Consider the following 17,529-nt stretch of genomic DNA (forward strand, 5'->3'; position numbering starts at 1 on the left):
CACGACCCATGAGCACCCGTAAGCACACCGCACTGCCCAAGGCCCAGATCCTCATCGAGGCGCTGCCCTGGCTGACCCGGCACAACGGCAAGACCGTCGTCATCAAGTTCGGCGGCAACGCCATGATCGACGAGGACCTCAAGGCGGCCTTCGCCCAGGACGTCGTCTTTCTCCGCCAGGCCGGCCTCAAGCCGGTCGTCGTGCACGGCGGCGGCCCGCAGATCAGCGCCCAACTCGACAAGCACGGCCTGGTCAGCGAGTTCAAGGCGGGCCTGCGGGTCACCACGCCCGAAGCGATGGACGTCGTACGGATGGTGCTGGCCGGCCAGGTCCAGCGCGAGCTCGTCGGGCTGCTCAACCAGCACGGGCCGCTCGCCGTCGGCATGACCGGCGAGGACGCCCACACCATCACCGCCACCAAGCACCAGCCGCAGATCGACGGCGAGTTGGTCGACATCGGCCGGGTCGGCGAGATCACCGAGATCGAGACGGGCGCCATCCAGGCGCTCCTCGACGACGGCCGTATCCCGGTCATCTCCTCCATCGCGCGGTCCGCCGACGACCACCACGTCTACAACGTCAACGCCGACACCGCCGCGGCCGCGCTCGCCGCGGCGCTGGGCGCCGAGACCCTGATGGTCCTCACCGACGTCGAGGGCCTCTACGAGGACTGGCCGAACAGCGACGAGGTGATCAGCAGGCTCAGCGCGAGCCAGCTGGAGAAGCTGCTGCCCGACCTCTCCAGCGGCATGGTGCCCAAGATGGAGGGCTGTCTGTTCGCCGTACGCAACGGGGTCCACACCGCGCGCGTGATCGACGGCCGCGTGCCGCACTCGATCCTGCTGGAGATCTTCACCGACGAGGGCATCGGCACGATGGTCGTGCCCGACGGACAGGGGGAATCATGAGCAACCAGGAACTCACGCAGCGCTGGCAGGGCGTGATGACCGACAACTACGGCACGCCGAAGCTGTCGCTCGTCCGTGGCGAGGGCGCCAAGGTCTGGGACGCGGACGGCACCGAGTACACCGACTTCGTCGGCGGTATCGCGGTGAACGCGCTCGGCCACGCACATCCCGCCGTCGTCGAGGCCGTCTCCCGCCAGATCGCCTCCCTCGGTCATGTCTCCAACCTCTTTGTCGCCGAGCCGCCCGTCGCACTCGCCGAGCGTCTTGTCCAGCTCTTCGGCCGGCCCGGACGCGTCTTCTTCTGCAATTCGGGTGCGGAGGCCAACGAAGCCGCCTTCAAAATCGGGCGGCTGACGGGCCGTAAGCACATGGTCGCCACGGCCGGCGGCTTCCACGGCCGCACCATGGGCTCCCTCGCACTCACCGGGCAGCCCGGCAAACAGGAGCCGTTCCTGCCGCTGCCCGGAGACGTCACGCATGTCCCGTACGGCGATGCCGAGGCGCTGCGGGCCGTCGTCACCGAAGAGACCGCGCTCGTGATCATCGAGCCGATCCAGGGCGAGAACGGCGTGGTCGTGCCGCCCAAGGGCTATCTGGAGGCCGCCCGGGAGATCACCCGCGCCACCGGCACCCTGCTGGTGCTCGACGAGGTCCAGACGGGCATCGGACGGACCGGCCACTGGTTCGAGCACCAGGCCCACCAGGGCGTCGAGCCCGATGTTGTCACGCTCGCCAAGGGACTTGGCGGCGGGCTGCCGATCGGTGCGACGATCGCCTTCGGCGAGGCCGCGGAGCTGCTGAAGCCCGGCCAGCACGGCACCACCTTCGGTGGGAACCCGGTCGCCTGCGCCGCCGGACTCGCCGTACTCGACACGCTCGCGGCCGGTGGCGCACTCGACGAGGTCAAGCGGCTCGGCGAGAAGATCCGGGACGGAATCGAGTCCCTGCAGCACCCGTTGGTCTCCCATGTCCGTGGCGCGGGCCTGCTGCTGGGTATCGTGCTCAACGAGCCCCTCGCGCCCCAGGCGCAGCAGGCGGCTCAGAGCGCCGGCTTCCTGGTGAACGCGCCCGCCCCCGATGTCGTACGGCTGATGCCGTCACTGCTCATCGGCGAGGCGGAGGTGGATGCGTTCCTCCGGGCCCTGCCCGGTGTTCTCGACGCAGTCAGCGGGGATGGACGATCCGGAGAATGAGACGACGATGACCGAGGCGCAGGACACCGAGCACGGCGGACCCGCCAGACCGCAGACCCGTACGGCCCGCCACCGCCGGATCGTGGACATCCTCAACCGGCAGCCGGTGCGCTCGCAGAGCCAGCTGGCCAAGCTCCTCGCGGACAACGGACTGAACGTCACCCAGGCGACGCTCTCCCGCGACCTCGACGAGCTGGGTGCGGTGAAGATCCGCAACACTGGCGGCGAGCTGATCTACGCGGTGCCCAGCGAGGGCGGTTTCCGCACCCCGCAGGCTCCGCTCGGCGAGTCGGCCAAGGAGGAGCGGATGCGCCGTCTCTCCGGCGAACTGCTGATTTCCGCCGAGGCTTCGGCCAACCTCGTGGTGCTGCGTACGCCGCCGGGCGCGGCCCAGTTCCTCGCCTCGGCCATCGACCAGGCCGAACTGCACGACGTCCTCGGCACCATCGCGGGCGATGACACGCTGCTCCTCATCAGCCGTGACCCGTTGGGCGGCCAGGCGCTCGCGGACCATCTGCTGCGCCTGGCTCAGAACGACCGCTGAGGCCGTCGGCGTTCGGGTCGTCAGAGAGGTCGTCAGACAGCCAACTTCGCCGTGTGGCGGGCGAATCCGCTGGTCTGCCAGGTGCTGCCGTCGGCATTGACGGCGAAGGCCTCGGTGTCGGGCAGCTCCTCCAGCCAGTCTCGGGCCCGCCCGCCCATGGCGTACGCGGCGGTCGCCCGGGCGTCCGCGTGGGTCAGCCCCGGGCAGACGACGGTCATCGACGCCATGGCCTCGGCGGGTGGCCGGCGGGTGTGCGGGTCGAGAATGTGGCAGCCGCGCTCGGCCGGGCCCGAGGTGGCGACGGCGAGGCCCTCGTCGGTCTCGATCACCGTGACGAGCCCGCCCGGGTTCAGCGGATCGCTGACGCCCACCCGCCAGGGACCGCCGTACAGCTGGATGTCGCCGCCTCCGTTGAGGCAGACCGAATCCGCACCGGACGAGGCGAGCATGCGGACCGCGCACTCCACCGCCCAGCCCTTGACCAGACCGGTCGGATCCAGCTCGCCGGCGTAGCGGGAGGTGAACCAGCCGTCGCTCTGCCGCTCCGCTTCCGCGCACAGATCGAGTACTTCGGCGACCTCGGTGACACAGTCCCCGAGGGAGAGTTCGCCGCGGGCGAGCCGGCTGACCTGACTGCCCCGGCGGTACGTCGAGAAGATCTCGTCCACACGGTGCAGACCGGCCACGGCGGCGGCGAGTCCGGCGCGCACCCTGGGTGAGTTGCCGCCGTCGGCGATGCGGATGTCGAACGAGAAGACTGTGCCCATCGAGTGCTCGACATGGCGCAGGCGCTCCCGGCCGCCGGACATCACAGACCCGCCTTGTCGAGTGCGCTCTGCAGGGACTTGATGTAGCCCTCGCTGGTGTAGCTGGCCCCGGAGACGGCGTCGATCTGCGCGCTCTGTGCCGTGACCGCTGCCTGGTTCAGCCTGGGCACGGCATTGGCGGCGATCCGTCGGCTGTTGGCGTCGGAGTCGGGTGCCTTGACGGCGTCGGCGGCGGTGACCTTGCCGCCGCTGACGGTGATCCGGACCTGCACCGGGCCGTACTGGGTGTCGGCCGCGTCGCCGAGGACGGTCTTCGCCGCCGGGGCGCCACCGGAGCCGGTGCCGGTGCCGGATCCCGAGCCCGCACCGGAGCCCGGTTGTGCGCCGACCTGCCCGCCCGACCCGTCGCTGCCGGAACCCCCGGTGCCCGAACCCGCCGTTCCTGCCTTGTCGAGTGCGCTCTGCAGGGACTTGATGTAGCCCTCGCTGGTGTAGCTGGCCCCGGAGACCGCGTCGATCTGTGCGCTCTGCGCCGTCATCGCGGCCTGGTTGAGCTTGGGGATCGCGCTCGCGGCGATCTGCCGGCTCCTGGCGTCGGCGCTGGGTGCCTTCACCGCCTGCGCCCCGGTGATTCTGCCGCCGCTGAGGGTGAGCTGGACCTGGACGTCGCCGTACTGAGTGCCGGCGACGTCACCGAGCACCGTCTGTCCTCCCGCGGCCCCGGCCCCGTTCCCTGCGGACGCCGAGCCCGCGGGTGGCACCTGAGAGCCGGCCTGCGACGACGCCTCGGCCACGGTGTTGCCCGGCTGCTTCAGTGCGAGCAGCAGGACGACGCTGGATGCGGTGGCAGCGGCGCCGATCATGATCCGGCGAAGCGGATGTTTCCTCTTCAAGGACGGCCTCACATCTCGAAGGACTCGTGGTGGATCCGGCGGGGCGGCACTCCTGCTTCGCGCAGTGCCTGGTACGACTCCTCGGCGAGGCCGGGCGGCCCGCAGAGATAGACGTCATGCGCGTCGATGTCGGGCAGTACTTCCTTGAGCCGCTTGGCGGTGATCTCGGGCCGTGCCCCGTCGGGACCGTTCACCGCGTACATCAGCTGTGCGTCCCGGCGCTCAGCGATCTGTTGCAGCTCGCTCCAGAGCGCCAGATCCTGCTTGTTGCTGGCCCGGTAGAGCAGCGTCAGGTCGCCCGGGCCGCCGGGCAGTGTCTCGAACAGCGCCCGCAGCGGGGTGATTCCGGCGCCGCCCGCGATCAGCAGCACCTTGTTGCGGCTCCGGCGGCCGGCGGTCATGGCTCCGTACGGGCCCTCCGCCCAGACCCGCGTCCCCGGCTCCAGCCGGGAGAGGGCCGTGCTGTGCTTGCCGACCGCCTTGACGGTGATACGCATCAGAGTGGGGCGGGGCGGGGCGGAGAGCGAGTACGGATTGGCGCTCCAGCGCAGGCCCTTGGTGAGGAACCGCCAGCGGAAGAACTGACCCGCCTCGGCGCCGAGCCGGTGCAGCCGTCGTCCGGTGATCAGTACGGAGACCACACCGGGCGCCTCGTCCACGGTCTCCTCGACCCGCATCCGGTGCCAGAGGTTGAGCCGGACCGGCGACAGGACGCGGTACCAGAGCAGCAGCGCTCCGACCGCTCCGTACAGCACGTACCAGACCGTGCGCACCGTCGGGTTCGCCACGAACTCGGCACCGGTCGCCAGCTGGTGCCAGAAGGTCAGATACACCGCGACATAGGTGAGCAGGTGCAGGTAGTACCACGCCTCGTAGGACATCCGGCGGCGCACGACCCCGGCCGAGACAAAGCCGATGAGCAGCAGGAGTCCGGTGCCGATTGCCGCATTGATCATTTCGGGGAAGTCGACGACGACGGTGACGGTCTGCTCCACGAGGCCGGTACGGGCCTGGACGGCGTAGCCCCAGACGGTCAGCACGACATGCGCGACGACCAGACTGATCGCGTAGCGGCCGCTCATCGCGTGCCAGCGGGTCACCCGGTCGGAACCCACCCGCCGTTCCAGCGCCGGGACACGTGCCATCAGCAGCACCACCAGCGCGATCATGTATCCGCCCAGCAGACCGGTGATCCTGCCCGCACCGATCAGCCACTCGGCGGTGGTCATGTGCACCACTGCCGTGTTCTGCCACCACAGGGACAGCACGGCCACCGCCCCCGCCCAGGCGACGGCCAGCAGCGCCACCGCCGGGTCGCGCCGGGGGCGGATCGCCCGCATGGTCTGGCGTCTCGCGGCCCGACCGCTCTGCAACATCGCCACGACTGCTCCTCGGCTGTGCCTCATTCGCGTACGGGGATACGCAAACGAGGCGCCTGGAGTTCAATTCGAGGGACGCTTGTGCAATCTGTGAGTCGGCTGCCCGGTCAGTAACGCGTGAGGGCCATGGGCCCCGAAGCGGTGCCGATGGCGATGTGCGGGTCGCGGTGCCGGTCGGCCCAGGCCAGGATTCGGCGCATCGCCGCGTCCGGCACCGACACACAACCGGCCGTCGCGCCACGCCCGTTGACATGCAGAAAGATCCCGGCGCCGCGCCCGCGCACCGGGCGCGCGTAGTTGAAGCCGATGACCATGGCATGGGCGTACTGCGTGGCGTACGTGTCCAGATGCTCGGACTCACCGGCCCGGCAGTCCCTCGGCAGGCCCTCCACCCAGCGGTTGTACGCGAGTGACTGGTCGTCCTGGCACCACCAGGACCTGTTCGTCACCCGGCGATAGGCGTAGTCGGTGCCGGCCGGCGCGGCCTTGATCCCGAAGGCGTACGGAAGGTCGTACAGGCCGGTCGGTGTGGTGAAGGTGCTCTGCTTGCGGCCTGCGCCCTCGACCAGGCCCTTCGCCCCGAACCGGGCCGTGGCCGAGCCCGCCGCCACCCACCGTCCGTCGGAGCGGCGGTCCCACCAGGTCACCTTCCCGGTGGTGGAGCGGGCGCCCGCGGCCTCGGCGGTGATCAGCTGGCTGCCGCCGCCGGTGTCGGCCATCCGCTCGGGGAGCGGGGCCGCGCGGGTGGGTACCGCGACCGTACCGGCGGTGAGCAGGAGCAGGACCGGGCCAAGCGCGAGACGTGGGCGCATGGTTCACGACCGTACGCGGGCCGCGGCCGGTGCGCTGTCCGAACTGAGCCGTACGCGCATCGGCCGCATCGGACGCGTGAGCGTCAGTCGGTCCGTTGCGGGAGGGGCAGCGGCAGCGCCGGCAGCCCGTCCAGGCTCACTCCGACGTGCTCCTTGTTCTCGCAGTACGCGGCGAACTCCTCCTCCGACTTACGGCCGAAGTGCTCCGCGTGCTGGGTGCGCTCCTCCTGGTACTCCATGAAGGGCACGGCGAATCCGCAGGCGTCGCTGATGCGCTGGGCGTGGATGACGATGATCGCGCGGGCGCTCGGCCCGTCGACGTCCGTGAAGTGTGTGATGAACTCCGCCCAGCGCGGGTCGTCCCGGAAGATCGCCTCGCCGCTTCCGTGCACCCGCAGAACCTTGGGCGGGCCGGCGAAGGCGCACCACATCAGAGTGATGCGTCCGTTCGTCTCCTCGCGCAGATGGGCGATGGTCTCGGCGCCGCTGCCGCCGAAGTCGAGATAGGCGAGGGTCAGCTCGTCGATGACGACGAGGGTGCCGCTGCGGCCCTTGGGGGAGAGGTTGATGTGGCCGTCCCCGGTGAGCGGGGCGGTGGCCGTGAAGAACACGGGCTGCTGCTCGATGAAGTTGCGGATCCGGCCTTCTATTCGTTCATAGCGCTGTCCCATGAGGGTGATTGTCCGCGGTGATCGATCACCGTGTCCGGCCGTCTCGGGCTTCCGGACCGCATTGACAAAACATACGGAGGTCTGCATAGTTATACTCACCACCGAATGCACCGTAAGGAGAAACCCGTGACCGAGCGCGTCGTACTCGCCTACTCGGGCGGTCTGGACACCTCCGTCGCCATCGGCTGGATCGCCGAGGAGACGGGCGCCGAGGTCATCGCCGTTGCCGTGGACGTCGGCCAGGGCGGCGAGGACCTGGACGTCATCCGCAAGCGCGCGCTCGCCTGCGGTGCGGTCGAGGCCGAGGTCGCGGACGCGAAGGACGAGTTCGCCGACGAGTACTGCCTCCCGGCGATCAAGGCCAACGCTCTCTACATGGACCGCTACCCGCTGGTCTCCGCGCTCTCCCGGCCGACGATCGTCAAGCACCTCGTCGCCGCCGCCAAGAAGCACGGCGCGACCACGGTCGCCCACGGCTGCACCGGCAAGGGCAACGACCAGGTGCGGTTCGAGGCGGGCATCGTCGCCCTCGCGCCCGACCTGAAGTGCATCGCCCCGGTCCGTGACTACGCGATGACCCGGGACAAGGCGATCGCCTTCTGCGAGGAGAAGCAGCTCCCGATCGCGACCACCAAGAAGTCGCCGTACTCCATCGACCAGAACGTCTTCGGCCGGGCCGTCGAGACCGGTTTCCTGGAGGACATCTGGAACGCGCCGATCGAGGACATCTACGAGTACACCTCGAACCCGGCCCTGCCGCGCGAGCCCGACGAGGTCGTCATCTCCTTCAAGGAGGGCGTCCCGGTCGCCATCGACGGCAAGCCCGTCTCCGTTCTGCAGGCGATCCAGCAGCTCAACGAGCGGGCCGGCGCGCAGGGCATCGGCCGGATCGACATGGTCGAGGACCGTCTTGTCGGCATCAAGTCCCGTGAGGTCTACGAGGCACCGGGCGCGATCGCGCTGATCACCGCCCACCAGGAGCTGGAGAACGTCACGGTCGAGCGCGAGCTGGCGCGGTACAAGCGGCAGGTCGGGCAGCGGTGGAGCGAGCTGGTCTACGACGGCCTGTGGTTCTCGCCGCTCAAGCGGGCCCTGGACGGCTTCATCAACGAGGCCAACCAGCACGTCACGGGTGACATCCGGATGACCCTGCACGGCGGCCGCGCCGTCGTCACCGGCCGGAGGTCGGACGAGTCGCTGTACGACTTCAACCTCGCCACGTACGACTCGGGCGACACGTTCGACCAGTCGAAGGCGCAGGGCTTCATCGACATCTTCGCGCTGTCGTCGAAGATCGCCGCACGGCGCGACCTGGCCTGATTCCATACGCGTACGAAGCCGCCTCCCCGTACCTCTGCCGGGGGTCCCCCGGGCCCGCCAGGCCCAGGGGGAGGGGAGGCGGTCGCACAACCACCCTCTTGAGGAGCTTCAGCTGTGAGCAGCAACAACGGTGACGTACGGCTCTGGGGCGGCCGGTTCGCCGACGGTCCGGCCGAGGCGCTGGCCAAGCTGTCCGCCTCGGTGCACTTCGACTGGCGGCTCGCGCCGTACGACATCGCCGGTTCGCGTGCCCACGCGCGCGTGCTGCACAAGGCCGGGCTGCTGACCGCCGACGAGCTGGAGCGCATGCTGGCGGGGCTCGACCGGCTCGAAGCGGATGTGGCGTCCGGAGAGTTCGTCGGCACGATCGCCGACGAGGATGTGCACACCGCGCTGGAGCGGGGTCTGCTGGAGCGGCTGGGCCCCGACCTCGGCGGCAAGCTGCGGGCGGGACGCTCGCGCAACGACCAGGTCGCGACGCTCTTCCGGATGTATCTGCGGGACCACGCGCGGATCATCGGCGGCCTGATCGCCGAGCTCCAGGAAGCGCTGGTGGGCCTCGCCGAGGCGCACCCGGACGTGGCGATGCCGGGCCGTACTCACCTCCAGCACGCACAGCCGGTGCTCTTCGCCCACCATGTGCTGGCCCATGTCCAGTCACTGTCGCGGGACGCGGAGCGGCTGCGTCAGTGGGACTCGCGGACCGCGGTCTCCCCGTACGGCTCGGGCGCGCTGGCGGGATCCTCGCTCGGACTCGACCCGGAGGCGGTCGCGGCGGACCTGGGCTTCGAGCACGGCAGCGTCGGCAACTCCATCGACGGCACGGCCTCCCGTGACTTCGTCGCGGAGTTCGCCTTCATCACCGCGATGATCGGCGTGAATCTCTCCCGGATCGCGGAGGAGGTCATCATCTGGAACACGAAGGAGTTCTCCTTCGTGACCCTGCACGATGCGTTCTCGACGGGCTCGTCGATCATGCCGCAGAAGAAGAACCCGGACATCGCGGAACTGGCGCGCGGCAAATCGGGCCGCCTGATCGGCAACCTCACCGGGCTGCTCGCCACCCTGAAGGCCCTGCCCCTCGCGTACAACCGCGACCTCCAGGAGGACAAGGAGCCGGTCTTCGACTCCTGCGATCAGCTGGAAGTCCTGCTCCCGGCGTTCACGGGCATGATGGCGACGCTCACGGTCAACCGCGAACGGATGGAGGAGCTGGCCCCGGCCGGTTTCTCGCTGGCGACGGACATCGCCGAGTGGCTGGTCAAGCAGGGCGTGCCGTTCCGGGTGGCGCACGAGGTCGCGGGTGAGTGCGTCAAGGTCTGCGAGCAGCAGGGCATCGAGCTCGACGAGCTGACGGACGCGCAATTCGCCAAGATTTCGTCCTATCTGACGCCAGATGTCCGTTCGGTCCTCAATGTGCCCGGCGCGCTGGCCTCGCGGAACGGTCGCGGTGGCACGGCGCCCTCGGCGGTGGCCGTCCAACTCGCCGAGGTGAAAGCCGACCTGGCCGTGCAGCGGACGTGGGCGGACGCCAAGCGCTGACGGTCGAGCCGAGCCGCAAACGCACCGGCCAGGGCATACGCCCTGGCCGGTGTGACATTTTCCGACGACGCATGTCTTGACGCGTCAGTAATGTGGAAGCGAATATTCCGTATCCCGGTCGGCATTGCCGAACACCCGCGTCGCGACCGGTGCACGGAAAGGCACCCACGCCATGCGTCTACGCAACCTCATCCGCCCGTTGATCTCGGCCGCCGCGGTGGCTGTACTCGGAGCGGCGGGGCTCGCCGCCTCCGGAACCGCATCGGCCGCGGCGCCTGCCGTCGCCCCACCCGGCGCGAACGACTGGTCCTGCAAGCCGGACCTGGCGCACCCGCAGCCCGTCGTCCTGGTCAACGGCACCTTCAAGACGATGGCGGAGAACTGGGCCACGCTGTCGCCGAGCCTGGCCGCCGAGGGCTACTGCGTCTTCGCGTTCGACTACGGCGAGGCGGCCACCGCCCCGATCCCCGACTCGGCGGCGCGGTTGCGCGACTTCGTCGACACCGTACGCAGCAGAACGGGTGCCAAGAAGGTCGACCTCGTCGGCCACAGCCAGGGCGGCATGATGCCGCGCTACTACGTGAAGTTCCTCGGTGGCGCGACGAAGGTGGACGACCTGGTGGGCATCGTGCCGTCCAATCACGGCACCAGCAACCCGCTGGCGCTCGCTGCCGGTGCCACCGTCTGCCCTGCCTGTGTGGACCAGACGGCCGGATCCGAGCTGCTGACGAAGCTCAACGCCGACCCTGAGGCGCCGGCCGGCCCCGACTACACGCAGATCGCCACTCGGTACGACGAGGTCGTGGTTCCGTACACAAGCTCCTATCTCAAGGGTTCTGGCCGCTACGTCACCAATGTGCTGCTCCAGGACGCCTGTCCCCTCAACACTTCGGAGCACGACCAGGCCCCCAAGGATCTGGTCGTCGCCCAGTGGGTGCTGAACGCCCTGGCGCGGTCCGGTCCCGCCGACCCGGGCTTCCGGCCCGACTGCCTGCCCGTCGGCTGATCCCGCGCCGACTTCAGCCGTCTGACCGGAGGAGCCCATTGGCCGGTCAGGCGGCTTCTTGCTGCGTCCGGTACCAGCCATGAGACATTCATACCCCGAGTGAGACAAGCATGTCTCATCTGAGGTACGGTCGTCTCATGGCCATGGATCGTGAACAGGTGCTCCACACCGCCGCCGCCCTCCTCGCCCGCAAGTCGACCGCTACCATGGACGAGGTCGCGCGCGCCGCCGGGATCGGACGAGCCACGCTGCACCGGCACTTCGCCGGGCGTGACGTGCTCGTCAGGGCGCTGGAGCAGCTCGGCATTCAGGAGTTCCAGCGCGCCCTCGACCGGGCGCGGCTCGACGAGGGCGGGGCCGGTGACGCGCTGCGGCGGCTCATCGCGGAGATGCAGCCGGCCGCCGATCTGCTCGCCTTTCTCGTCACCGAGAACCAGCTCTTCGAGGGCGACCAGGTCAACGAGGGCTGGGCCGGGCTCGACGCCCGGGTGTCCGCGCTCTTCCGGCGTGGCCAGGAACAGGGCGAGTTCCGAATCGACCTTTCGCCCGCATGGCTGACCGAGGCTCTCTACGGGCTCATCGGCACCTGCGCCTGGGCCGTCATGGACGGCCGGGTCGCCAAGAACGACTTCCAGTACATGATCGCCGAGCTGCTGCTCGGCGGAGCACAACGGAGTGTGGAGAAATGAGCAGCACCGTCCAGCGCACGAGCGGGACGGACGAAACCCTGTACCGTCCCGGGCGCTGGCTCGCGCTCGCGGTACTCGTCCTGGCCGTCCTGCTGGTGGCCGTCGACGCCACCGTCCTCGGGCTCGCGACCCCTTTCCTCAGCGAGGACCTCAAACCCTCGGGCACCCAGCTGCTGTGGATCGGTGACGTCTACTCATTCGTCATCGCGGGCCTGCTCGTCTCCATGGGCAGCCTCGGCGACCGAATAGGCCGCAAGAAGCTGCTGCTGCTCGGCGCGGTCGCGTTCGGCGCGGTCTCCGTCCTCAACGCGTACGCCACCAGCCCCGAGATGATGATTCTCGCCAGGGCGCTCCTCGGCGTCGCCGGCGCGACCCTGATGCCGTCCACCCTCGCCCTGATCCGCAATATCTTCCACGACCCCAAGGAGCGCAGCGTCGCCATCGGCATCTGGGGTGCGATGGCCTCGGCCGGAGCGGCCGTCGGGCCGGTCGTCGGCGGCTTCCTGCTCGAACACTTCTGGTGGGGCTCGGTCTTCCTGATCAACCTGCCGGTGATGGCCGTCCTGGTGCTGGTCGGCGTCAAGCTGCTGCCCGAGTCGAAGAATCCGGTGGCCGGGCCCTGGGACCTGAACAGCGTCGTACTGTCCCTCATCGGCATGGTCGGCGTGGTCTACGCCGTCAAGGAGGCGGCGACGCACGGCGCGAGCTGGGAGGCCGCCGGCGCTGCGATGATCGGTTTCGGCGCGCTCCACGGCTTCGTACGCAGGCAGTTGACGCTGCCGGTACCGCTGCTGGACATGCGGCTGTTCCGGCACCGTGGGTTCTCCGGCGCCGTGCTCGCCGATCTGCTCACCATCCTCGGCCTGTCCGGCCTGGTCTTCTTCCTCTCCCAGTTCCTGCAACTGGTCCAGGGACGGGAGCCGTTCGAGGCCGGTCTGGCCGAACTGCCCGCCGCGATCGGCGCGGTGGCGACGGGTCTGGCCGCCGGTACGGTGGCACGCCGGTTCTCCGTACGGTCCGTGGTGGCCGGAGGCCTCGCCGCCGTGGGCCTCGCCCTCGCCGCACTGACCCTGGTCAGCCAGTCCACCGGCTATCCGCTGCTCGGAGCGGCCCTGCTGGTCGTCGGCGTCGGCGCGGGATTCTCCTTCACCGTCACCGCGGACGTCATTCTGTCCAGCGTGCCGAAGGAGCAGGCGGGCGCGGCGTCCGCGGTCTCGGAGACGGCGTACGAACTGGGCGCGGCGCTCGGCATCGCGGTGCTCGGGTCCATCGTCACCGGCGTGTACCGCGGGTTCGCGACGCCGGCGGGTGTCCCTGCCGGTACGGCGTCCGCGGCCCATGAGTCGCTGGGCGGCGCGGTCGAGGCGGCGGCGACGCTGCCGCAGCAGCGGGGCGCGGATCTGATCGCCGCCGCGCAGGAGGCGTTCACGGACGGACTGCGGCTCGCGGCCGGGGTCGGCGCGGCGGTGCTGCTGGCGACCGCGGCGGCGGCGTGGTTCCTGCTGCGGGGCCAGCGTCTGGAGGAGGGCCTCGAACACCCGTGATGCCCTGAGGCGCCTTTGCGCCCCGCGGCGGATGCCGGTCCGCGCGGCCAGGCGTGTGTGCCGGTCGCCTCCTGCCTCGCGTGCGCCGCGTCCGTACCGCACAACAAAGGGCGGGCCCCGGTCGGGGCCCGCCCTTCAAGTCGCCCCCGCGGCTGTCAGGCCGCCTTCGCCTTGGTGGCGTACATGTCCACGTACTCCTGCCCCGACAGCTCCATCACCTCGGTCATCACCGAGTCCGTCACCGCCCGCAGCACATAGCGGTCCCGGTCCATACCGTCGTAGCGCGAGAACTCCATCGGCTCGCCGAAGCGGATCGTCACCCGGCCCGGGCGCGGCAGACCCGCGCCGCCCGGCTGGAGCTTGTCCGTGCCGATCACCGCGAACGGGACCACCGGCGCGCCCGTCATCAGGGTCAGCCGGGCGATGCCCGTACGCCCCCGGTACAGGCGGCCGTCGGGGGAGCGTGTGCCCTCCGGGTAGATGCCGAAGATCCTGCCCTCCTCCAGCACCCGGCGGCCCGTCATCAGCGCCGCCACCCCGCCGTTCGCGCCGTCGCGGTCCACCGGGATCATTCCGGAGCCGGTGAAGAACCAGGCCATCGCCCGGCCCTTGATGCCCTTGCCCGTGACGTACTCGTCCTTGCCGATGAAGTGGACCGGACGGTCGCAGACCAGCGGGAGGATCATCGAGTCGATGAACGTCAGATGGTTTCCGGCGAGGATCACCGGACCCGTTCCGGGAATGTTCCCGGCGCCCTCCACACGGGGACGGAACATCAGGCGCAGGATCGGTCCTAGCACGGCCTTGATGAGCGACAAGCGGGACAACGGGTCCTCCGGTGTCATGAACGGGGTCGTGGGGGCGGACAGTAGCGGCGGCGAAGTCTCTGCAGGTGAGGACGATACTCGCGGGTCACACCTGATCGCACATCGGGTTCACGGAGCGGATACGCAGTGTTGACGTGTGTTTTCGCCGCGTTCGCCCAGGGTCTGCCGCAGGTAAGGGGGATCTGCCTACGATCGGGCGTCGCTTGACAGGTGCGGGACATCACACGGAGGAACCGCGATGACACAGGGTGCGAACAAACGTCCGGGGCGTCGGACGGTACTGGGCGCGGCGGTGCTCGGCACGGCGGCCCTCGGCGTCGGCGGCACGAGCGCGGCGCCGGCCGCAGCCGCCGAACGCCACGGCGGCCACGGCTCGTACCGGGATCTGCCGACCCCGACGGTCATCGCCCACCGCGGCGCCAGCGGCTACCGGCCCGAGCACACCCTCGGCTCCTACCAGTTGGCCCTCGACATGGGCGCGCACGTCATCGAGCAGGACCTGGTGCCCACCAAGGACGGCCATCTCGTATGCCGTCACGAGAACGACATCACGGGCACGACGGATGTCGCGGCCCTCCCGGAGTTCGCCTCCCGCAAGACCACCAAGACCGTCGACGGCGTCAGCCTCACCGGCTGGTTCACCGAGGACTTCACGCTCGCCGAGCTGAAGACGCTGCGCGCCAAGGAACGGATCCCGGCCAACCGTCAGGAGAACACCCTCTACGACGGCCGCTGGACGGTCCCCTCCTTCGAGGAAGTACTGCGCTGGGCCGAGAAGGAGGGCCGCAGGCGCGGCCGTCCCGTCTGGCTGCATGTCGAGACCAAGCACCCCTCGTACTTCCGCGCGCTCGGCCTCGGTCTCGAGGAGCGCCTCGCCAAGCTGCTGCGCCGCTACGGACGCCACCGCGCCGACTCCGCCGTCTTCCTGCAGTCGTTCGAGCCGAGCAGCATCCAGCGGCTGGCCGATCTTGTGGACCCGCCCGGCGTGGTGCTGCTCTCCGGCGCGGGCTCGCGGCCCTGGGACTTCACCGAGGCGGGCGACCCGCGCACGGTCGCCGATCTCGTCAAGCCCGAGGGTCTGAAGTGGATCGCGTCGTACGCGAAGGGCATCGGCCCGACGCTCGACCTGATCATCCCGAAGGACGCGAGCGGCAAGCTCGGCACGCCGACGACGCTGGTGCGGGACGCGCATGCGCAGGGCCTGATCCTGCACCCGTACACGATGCGGAACGAGAACACCTTCCTGCCCGCCGACTTCCGGCGCGGCGGTGACCCGAACGCGTACGGCGACGCCTTCGGCGCGTTCAAGGTCTACTTCGAGACCGGCATCGACGGCATCTTCACCGACAACTCAGACACCGGGCTGCTGGCCGCCGCCGACTTCCGCGGCTGACAGCACACGAGGCCGATCCGCCCGTAAGGGTGACTGTGCCGTCGCGGGGCAACCACCGCCGCGCGACGGCACGTCCCGCCGGGCATGACGCTTCTCGAAGACCCCTCCGCCCAGCTGGCCGGCCCCGCCCATGTGGTCAGCGCGCTGCGCCCGTTGGTGAGCGCCGAGGCGACGGCCGAGGCCCCGGCCGCCGCGATGGAGGCGGGCGACCTCGAACAGGCCGTCTGGGTACGGCTTCTGGAACGGCTCGACGAGTACGGCCCGCCGCCCGACGCCGCCCGGTGGGTCAAGCGGGCCGTGCGCGCCGAAGCGCGCCGCGCCCGGCGGACGGCGGCCAGGGAACTCCCGTACGGCCCCGAACCCTCCGCGGACCCCGCGGGCAGCCCCGAACGGGCCGCACTGAGATCGGAACGCCGCCGCACCCTGCGGGCCGCCGTCGCCCGCACCCCGGGGAACTGCCCCCGGCTGCTGGCTGCGATGTTGTCCCCGGACGACCCGACCTACCGGGAAATCGCAGGGAAGTTGGGAATCTCACAGGGCAGTCTGGGGCCGATGCGTTCCCGTTGCCTGGGATGCCTGCGCAGAATGCTGGCGGCAGAGGTTGCGGCTCCTGAACACGGGGGAAAGGAGCGATAGACAACCGGCGGACAGGTGAGCGGGAGGCATGCGCACATGGGCATGAGCGTGACCATCTCAGCGGCAGGGGCACAGGACGCGGAGCACATCCTCAAGTTGCAGTACCTGTGCTTCCAGAGCGAGGCCGAGCTCTACGGCGACTACGGAATGGAGCCACTCACCCAGTCACTGGACGATCTGAAGGCCGAAATAGCGCAAGGTCACGCCCTGGTGGCCCGGCTCGGCGGCGAGGTCGTCGCCTCCGTACGCGGCAGAGTCGACGCGGGGGGCACGGCGCGGATCTCCAAGCTGATCGTGCATCCGCGGATGCAGGGCCACGGCCTGGGTGGTCGGCTGCTCGACGCGATCGAGGAGCGCTTCGCGGGCGAGCCGTCGGCCAAGCGGTTCCAGCTCTTCACGGGCCATCGCAGCGAGGGCAATCTGCGCCTGTACCGCAGCCGCGGCTATGTGCAGGTGTCCAGCGAGCAGGTCGGCCCGCGGCTGACCCTGGTCACGCTGGAGAAGGAGGCGGCGGCGGGCGCGTACGTGGCCAGTGCCTAGGCCCTGTCCGGGCCGCCCTGGTCGACCGCGGGCTGCGCCACGTTCGTACGTGACCGGCGCAGCCAGAGCATTCCAGTGATCGGCAGCAGCACCGGGATGAAGATGTAGCCCATCCCGTATCCCGACCAGACCGTCGAGTCCGGGAACGCGGACGGCTCGAGGACCGTCCAGGTCCCGACGATCAGTACGCCCGCGAGCTCGGCGGCGCAGCACACCAGCGCCGCCCTGCGGGCCTTTTCACCGCCGCGCACAAGGGTGTACGTGATGAACGCGTAGACGACGGCCGCGACGGCGGAGAGCGTATGGGCCAGCGGCGCCGAGCCGTAGTCGGTCAGGATCTGGTAGACCGAGCGCGAAACAGCGCCCACCGACATCACTCCGTACAGCCAGACCAGCAGCAGCCCCGGCCCCTTGACGAGCTTGGTCCGCTGCTGCTTCGCCGCGGTGGCGGGCTCGGCCATCGTCAGCCTCCCCAGATGTCGTAGAGCCGTACTTCGAGCACGGCGAGCACCACGGCGCCCGCCGCGACCGTCGCCGATCCCCAGCGGGTCCGCTCGCCCAGCGACAGAAAACCGGCGGCGGGGACCGCGGCGAACGAGCCGATCAGATATGCGATGAAGATCGCGGTGCCCTCGTGCGCCTTCTCGCCGCGCACCAGCTGCACGAGCCCGACCACCAGCTGAGCCAGCGCCAGCACCGACACCACGGCCATGCCGATGAAGTGCCAGTCCTTGGTGGGCTGGTCACGGTAGGCGGCGAAGCCGCACCAGAGGGCGAGGGCGAGCGCGGTCACGGCGACCGCGACCGTCAGGGCGTCAAGCATGGCCCCGAGACTATTACGGGCCAAAAGGCCCGATGCGCGCGG

At 69.9% G+C, this 17,529-nt stretch carries 19 protein-coding genes; 11 read left to right on the forward strand and 8 right to left on the reverse strand.

Going from position 1 to position 17,529, the window contains the following annotated elements; translation table 11 throughout:
• Positions 1 to 8: 8 nt before the first annotated feature.
• From argB to ACQEVG_RS12110, 3 genes are read left to right on the forward strand one after another with little or no spacing between them, the layout of a single operon-like run.
• Positions 9 to 908: an acetylglutamate kinase gene (argB, locus tag ACQEVG_RS12100; protein ID WP_432981235.1), complete on the forward strand. Its 900-nt coding sequence runs from the start codon at positions 9 to 11 to the stop codon at positions 906 to 908.
• Positions 905 to 2,101, forward strand: a complete 1,197-nt coding sequence (locus tag ACQEVG_RS12105; RefSeq protein WP_432981238.1) for an acetylornithine transaminase — start codon at positions 905 to 907, stop codon at positions 2,099 to 2,101. Before argB ends, ACQEVG_RS12105 begins: the two co-directional genes overlap by 4 nt.
• A 7-nt stretch (positions 2,102 to 2,108) precedes the next feature.
• Positions 2,109 to 2,645, forward strand: a complete 537-nt coding sequence (locus ACQEVG_RS12110; protein WP_432981241.1) for an arginine repressor — start codon at positions 2,109 to 2,111, stop codon at positions 2,643 to 2,645.
• Positions 2,646 to 2,677: 32 nt separating this feature from the next.
• On the opposite strand, the gene ACQEVG_RS12115 is transcribed toward ACQEVG_RS12110, so the two are convergent.
• The 5 genes from ACQEVG_RS12115 to ACQEVG_RS12135 form a co-directional block, all read right to left on the reverse strand.
• A complete protein-coding gene (locus ACQEVG_RS12115; protein WP_432981244.1) occupies positions 2,678 to 3,454 on the reverse strand; it encodes an FAD:protein FMN transferase in 777 nt (258 codons plus the stop codon).
• Complete coding sequence (locus tag ACQEVG_RS12120; protein WP_432981247.1) at positions 3,454 to 4,275, reverse strand: FMN-binding protein; 822 nt, start codon at positions 4,273 to 4,275, stop codon at positions 3,454 to 3,456. The genes ACQEVG_RS12115 and ACQEVG_RS12120 overlap by 1 nt, the downstream gene beginning before the upstream one ends.
• Positions 4,276 to 4,313: 38 nt before the next feature.
• Positions 4,314 to 5,681: a ferredoxin reductase family protein gene (locus tag ACQEVG_RS12125; RefSeq protein WP_432985300.1), complete on the reverse strand. Its 1,368-nt coding sequence runs from the start codon at positions 5,679 to 5,681 to the stop codon at positions 4,314 to 4,316.
• A 110-nt stretch (positions 5,682 to 5,791) separates the two neighbouring features.
• A complete protein-coding gene (locus ACQEVG_RS12130; RefSeq protein ID WP_432981250.1) occupies positions 5,792 to 6,496 on the reverse strand; it encodes a L,D-transpeptidase family protein in 705 nt (234 codons plus the stop codon).
• Positions 6,497 to 6,579: 83 nt separating this feature from the next.
• Positions 6,580 to 7,167, reverse strand: coding sequence for a pyridoxamine 5'-phosphate oxidase family protein (locus tag ACQEVG_RS12135; RefSeq protein WP_432981253.1), 588 nt, complete (start codon positions 7,165 to 7,167; stop codon positions 6,580 to 6,582).
• A gap of 126 nt (positions 7,168 to 7,293) precedes the next feature.
• On the opposite strand from ACQEVG_RS12135, the gene ACQEVG_RS12140 reads away from it, so the two are divergent.
• The 5 genes from ACQEVG_RS12140 (at position 7,294) to ACQEVG_RS12160 (ending at position 13,268) form a co-directional block, all read left to right on the forward strand.
• Positions 7,294 to 8,487 (forward strand): argininosuccinate synthase, encoded by a 1,194-nt coding sequence (locus ACQEVG_RS12140; RefSeq protein ID WP_432981256.1) that lies wholly within the window; start codon positions 7,294 to 7,296, stop codon positions 8,485 to 8,487.
• A 114-nt stretch (positions 8,488 to 8,601) separates the two neighbouring features.
• Entirely contained in the window at positions 8,602 to 10,029 is a 1,428-nt protein-coding gene (gene argH / locus ACQEVG_RS12145; protein WP_432981259.1) for an argininosuccinate lyase, read from the forward strand.
• 172 nt (positions 10,030 to 10,201) lie between these two features.
• Positions 10,202 to 11,035 carry an alpha/beta fold hydrolase gene (locus tag ACQEVG_RS12150; protein WP_432981262.1) on the forward strand — a complete coding sequence of 278 codons (834 nt, stop codon included), beginning with the start codon at positions 10,202 to 10,204 and terminating at the stop codon, positions 11,033 to 11,035.
• Between the two features lie 137 nt (positions 11,036 to 11,172).
• Positions 11,173 to 11,724 (forward strand): TetR/AcrR family transcriptional regulator, encoded by a 552-nt coding sequence (locus tag ACQEVG_RS12155; protein ID WP_432981265.1) that lies wholly within the window; start codon positions 11,173 to 11,175, stop codon positions 11,722 to 11,724.
• On the forward strand, positions 11,721 to 13,268 hold the full coding sequence (locus ACQEVG_RS12160) for an MFS transporter (RefSeq protein ID WP_432981268.1): 1,548 nt from the start codon (positions 11,721 to 11,723) through the stop codon (positions 13,266 to 13,268). The genes ACQEVG_RS12155 and ACQEVG_RS12160 overlap by 4 nt, the downstream gene beginning before the upstream one ends.
• Before the next feature lie 155 nt (positions 13,269 to 13,423).
• Here the strand turns inward: ACQEVG_RS12160 and ACQEVG_RS12165 are convergent, their stop codons facing one another.
• Positions 13,424 to 14,044: a lysophospholipid acyltransferase family protein gene (locus ACQEVG_RS12165; RefSeq protein ID WP_432981271.1), complete on the reverse strand. Its 621-nt coding sequence runs from the start codon at positions 14,042 to 14,044 to the stop codon at positions 13,424 to 13,426.
• A gap of 289 nt (positions 14,045 to 14,333) precedes the next feature.
• Here ACQEVG_RS12165 and ACQEVG_RS12170 point away from each other — a divergent pair, with 289 nt between their 5' ends.
• The 3 genes from ACQEVG_RS12170 to ACQEVG_RS12180 all read left to right on the forward strand — a co-directional run bounded on the left by ACQEVG_RS12170 (position 14,334) and on the right by ACQEVG_RS12180 (position 16,664).
• Complete coding sequence (locus ACQEVG_RS12170) at positions 14,334 to 15,488, forward strand: glycerophosphodiester phosphodiesterase (RefSeq protein ID WP_432981274.1); 1,155 nt, start codon at positions 14,334 to 14,336, stop codon at positions 15,486 to 15,488.
• Between the two features lie 84 nt (positions 15,489 to 15,572).
• Complete coding sequence (locus ACQEVG_RS12175; protein WP_432981277.1) at positions 15,573 to 16,124, forward strand: RNA polymerase sigma factor; 552 nt, start codon at positions 15,573 to 15,575, stop codon at positions 16,122 to 16,124.
• Positions 16,125 to 16,160: 36 nt separating this feature from the next.
• Complete coding sequence (locus ACQEVG_RS12180) at positions 16,161 to 16,664, forward strand: GNAT family N-acetyltransferase (RefSeq protein WP_432981280.1); 504 nt, start codon at positions 16,161 to 16,163, stop codon at positions 16,662 to 16,664.
• On the opposite strand, the gene ACQEVG_RS12185 is transcribed toward ACQEVG_RS12180, so the two are convergent.
• Together ACQEVG_RS12185 and ACQEVG_RS12190 are read right to left on the reverse strand one after the other, a co-directional pair.
• Complete coding sequence (locus ACQEVG_RS12185; RefSeq protein ID WP_432981283.1) at positions 16,661 to 17,125, reverse strand: hypothetical protein; 465 nt, start codon at positions 17,123 to 17,125, stop codon at positions 16,661 to 16,663. The genes ACQEVG_RS12180 and ACQEVG_RS12185 overlap by 4 nt on opposite strands.
• Before the next feature lie 2 nt (positions 17,126 to 17,127).
• Positions 17,128 to 17,487, reverse strand: a complete 360-nt coding sequence (locus tag ACQEVG_RS12190; protein WP_432981286.1) for a hypothetical protein — start codon at positions 17,485 to 17,487, stop codon at positions 17,128 to 17,130.
• Positions 17,488 to 17,529 lie beyond the last annotated feature (42 nt).

This window comes from Streptomyces sp. CA-135486 (genome assembly GCF_050936555.1).
Lineage (GTDB): Bacteria > Actinomycetota > Actinomycetes > Streptomycetales > Streptomycetaceae > Streptomyces.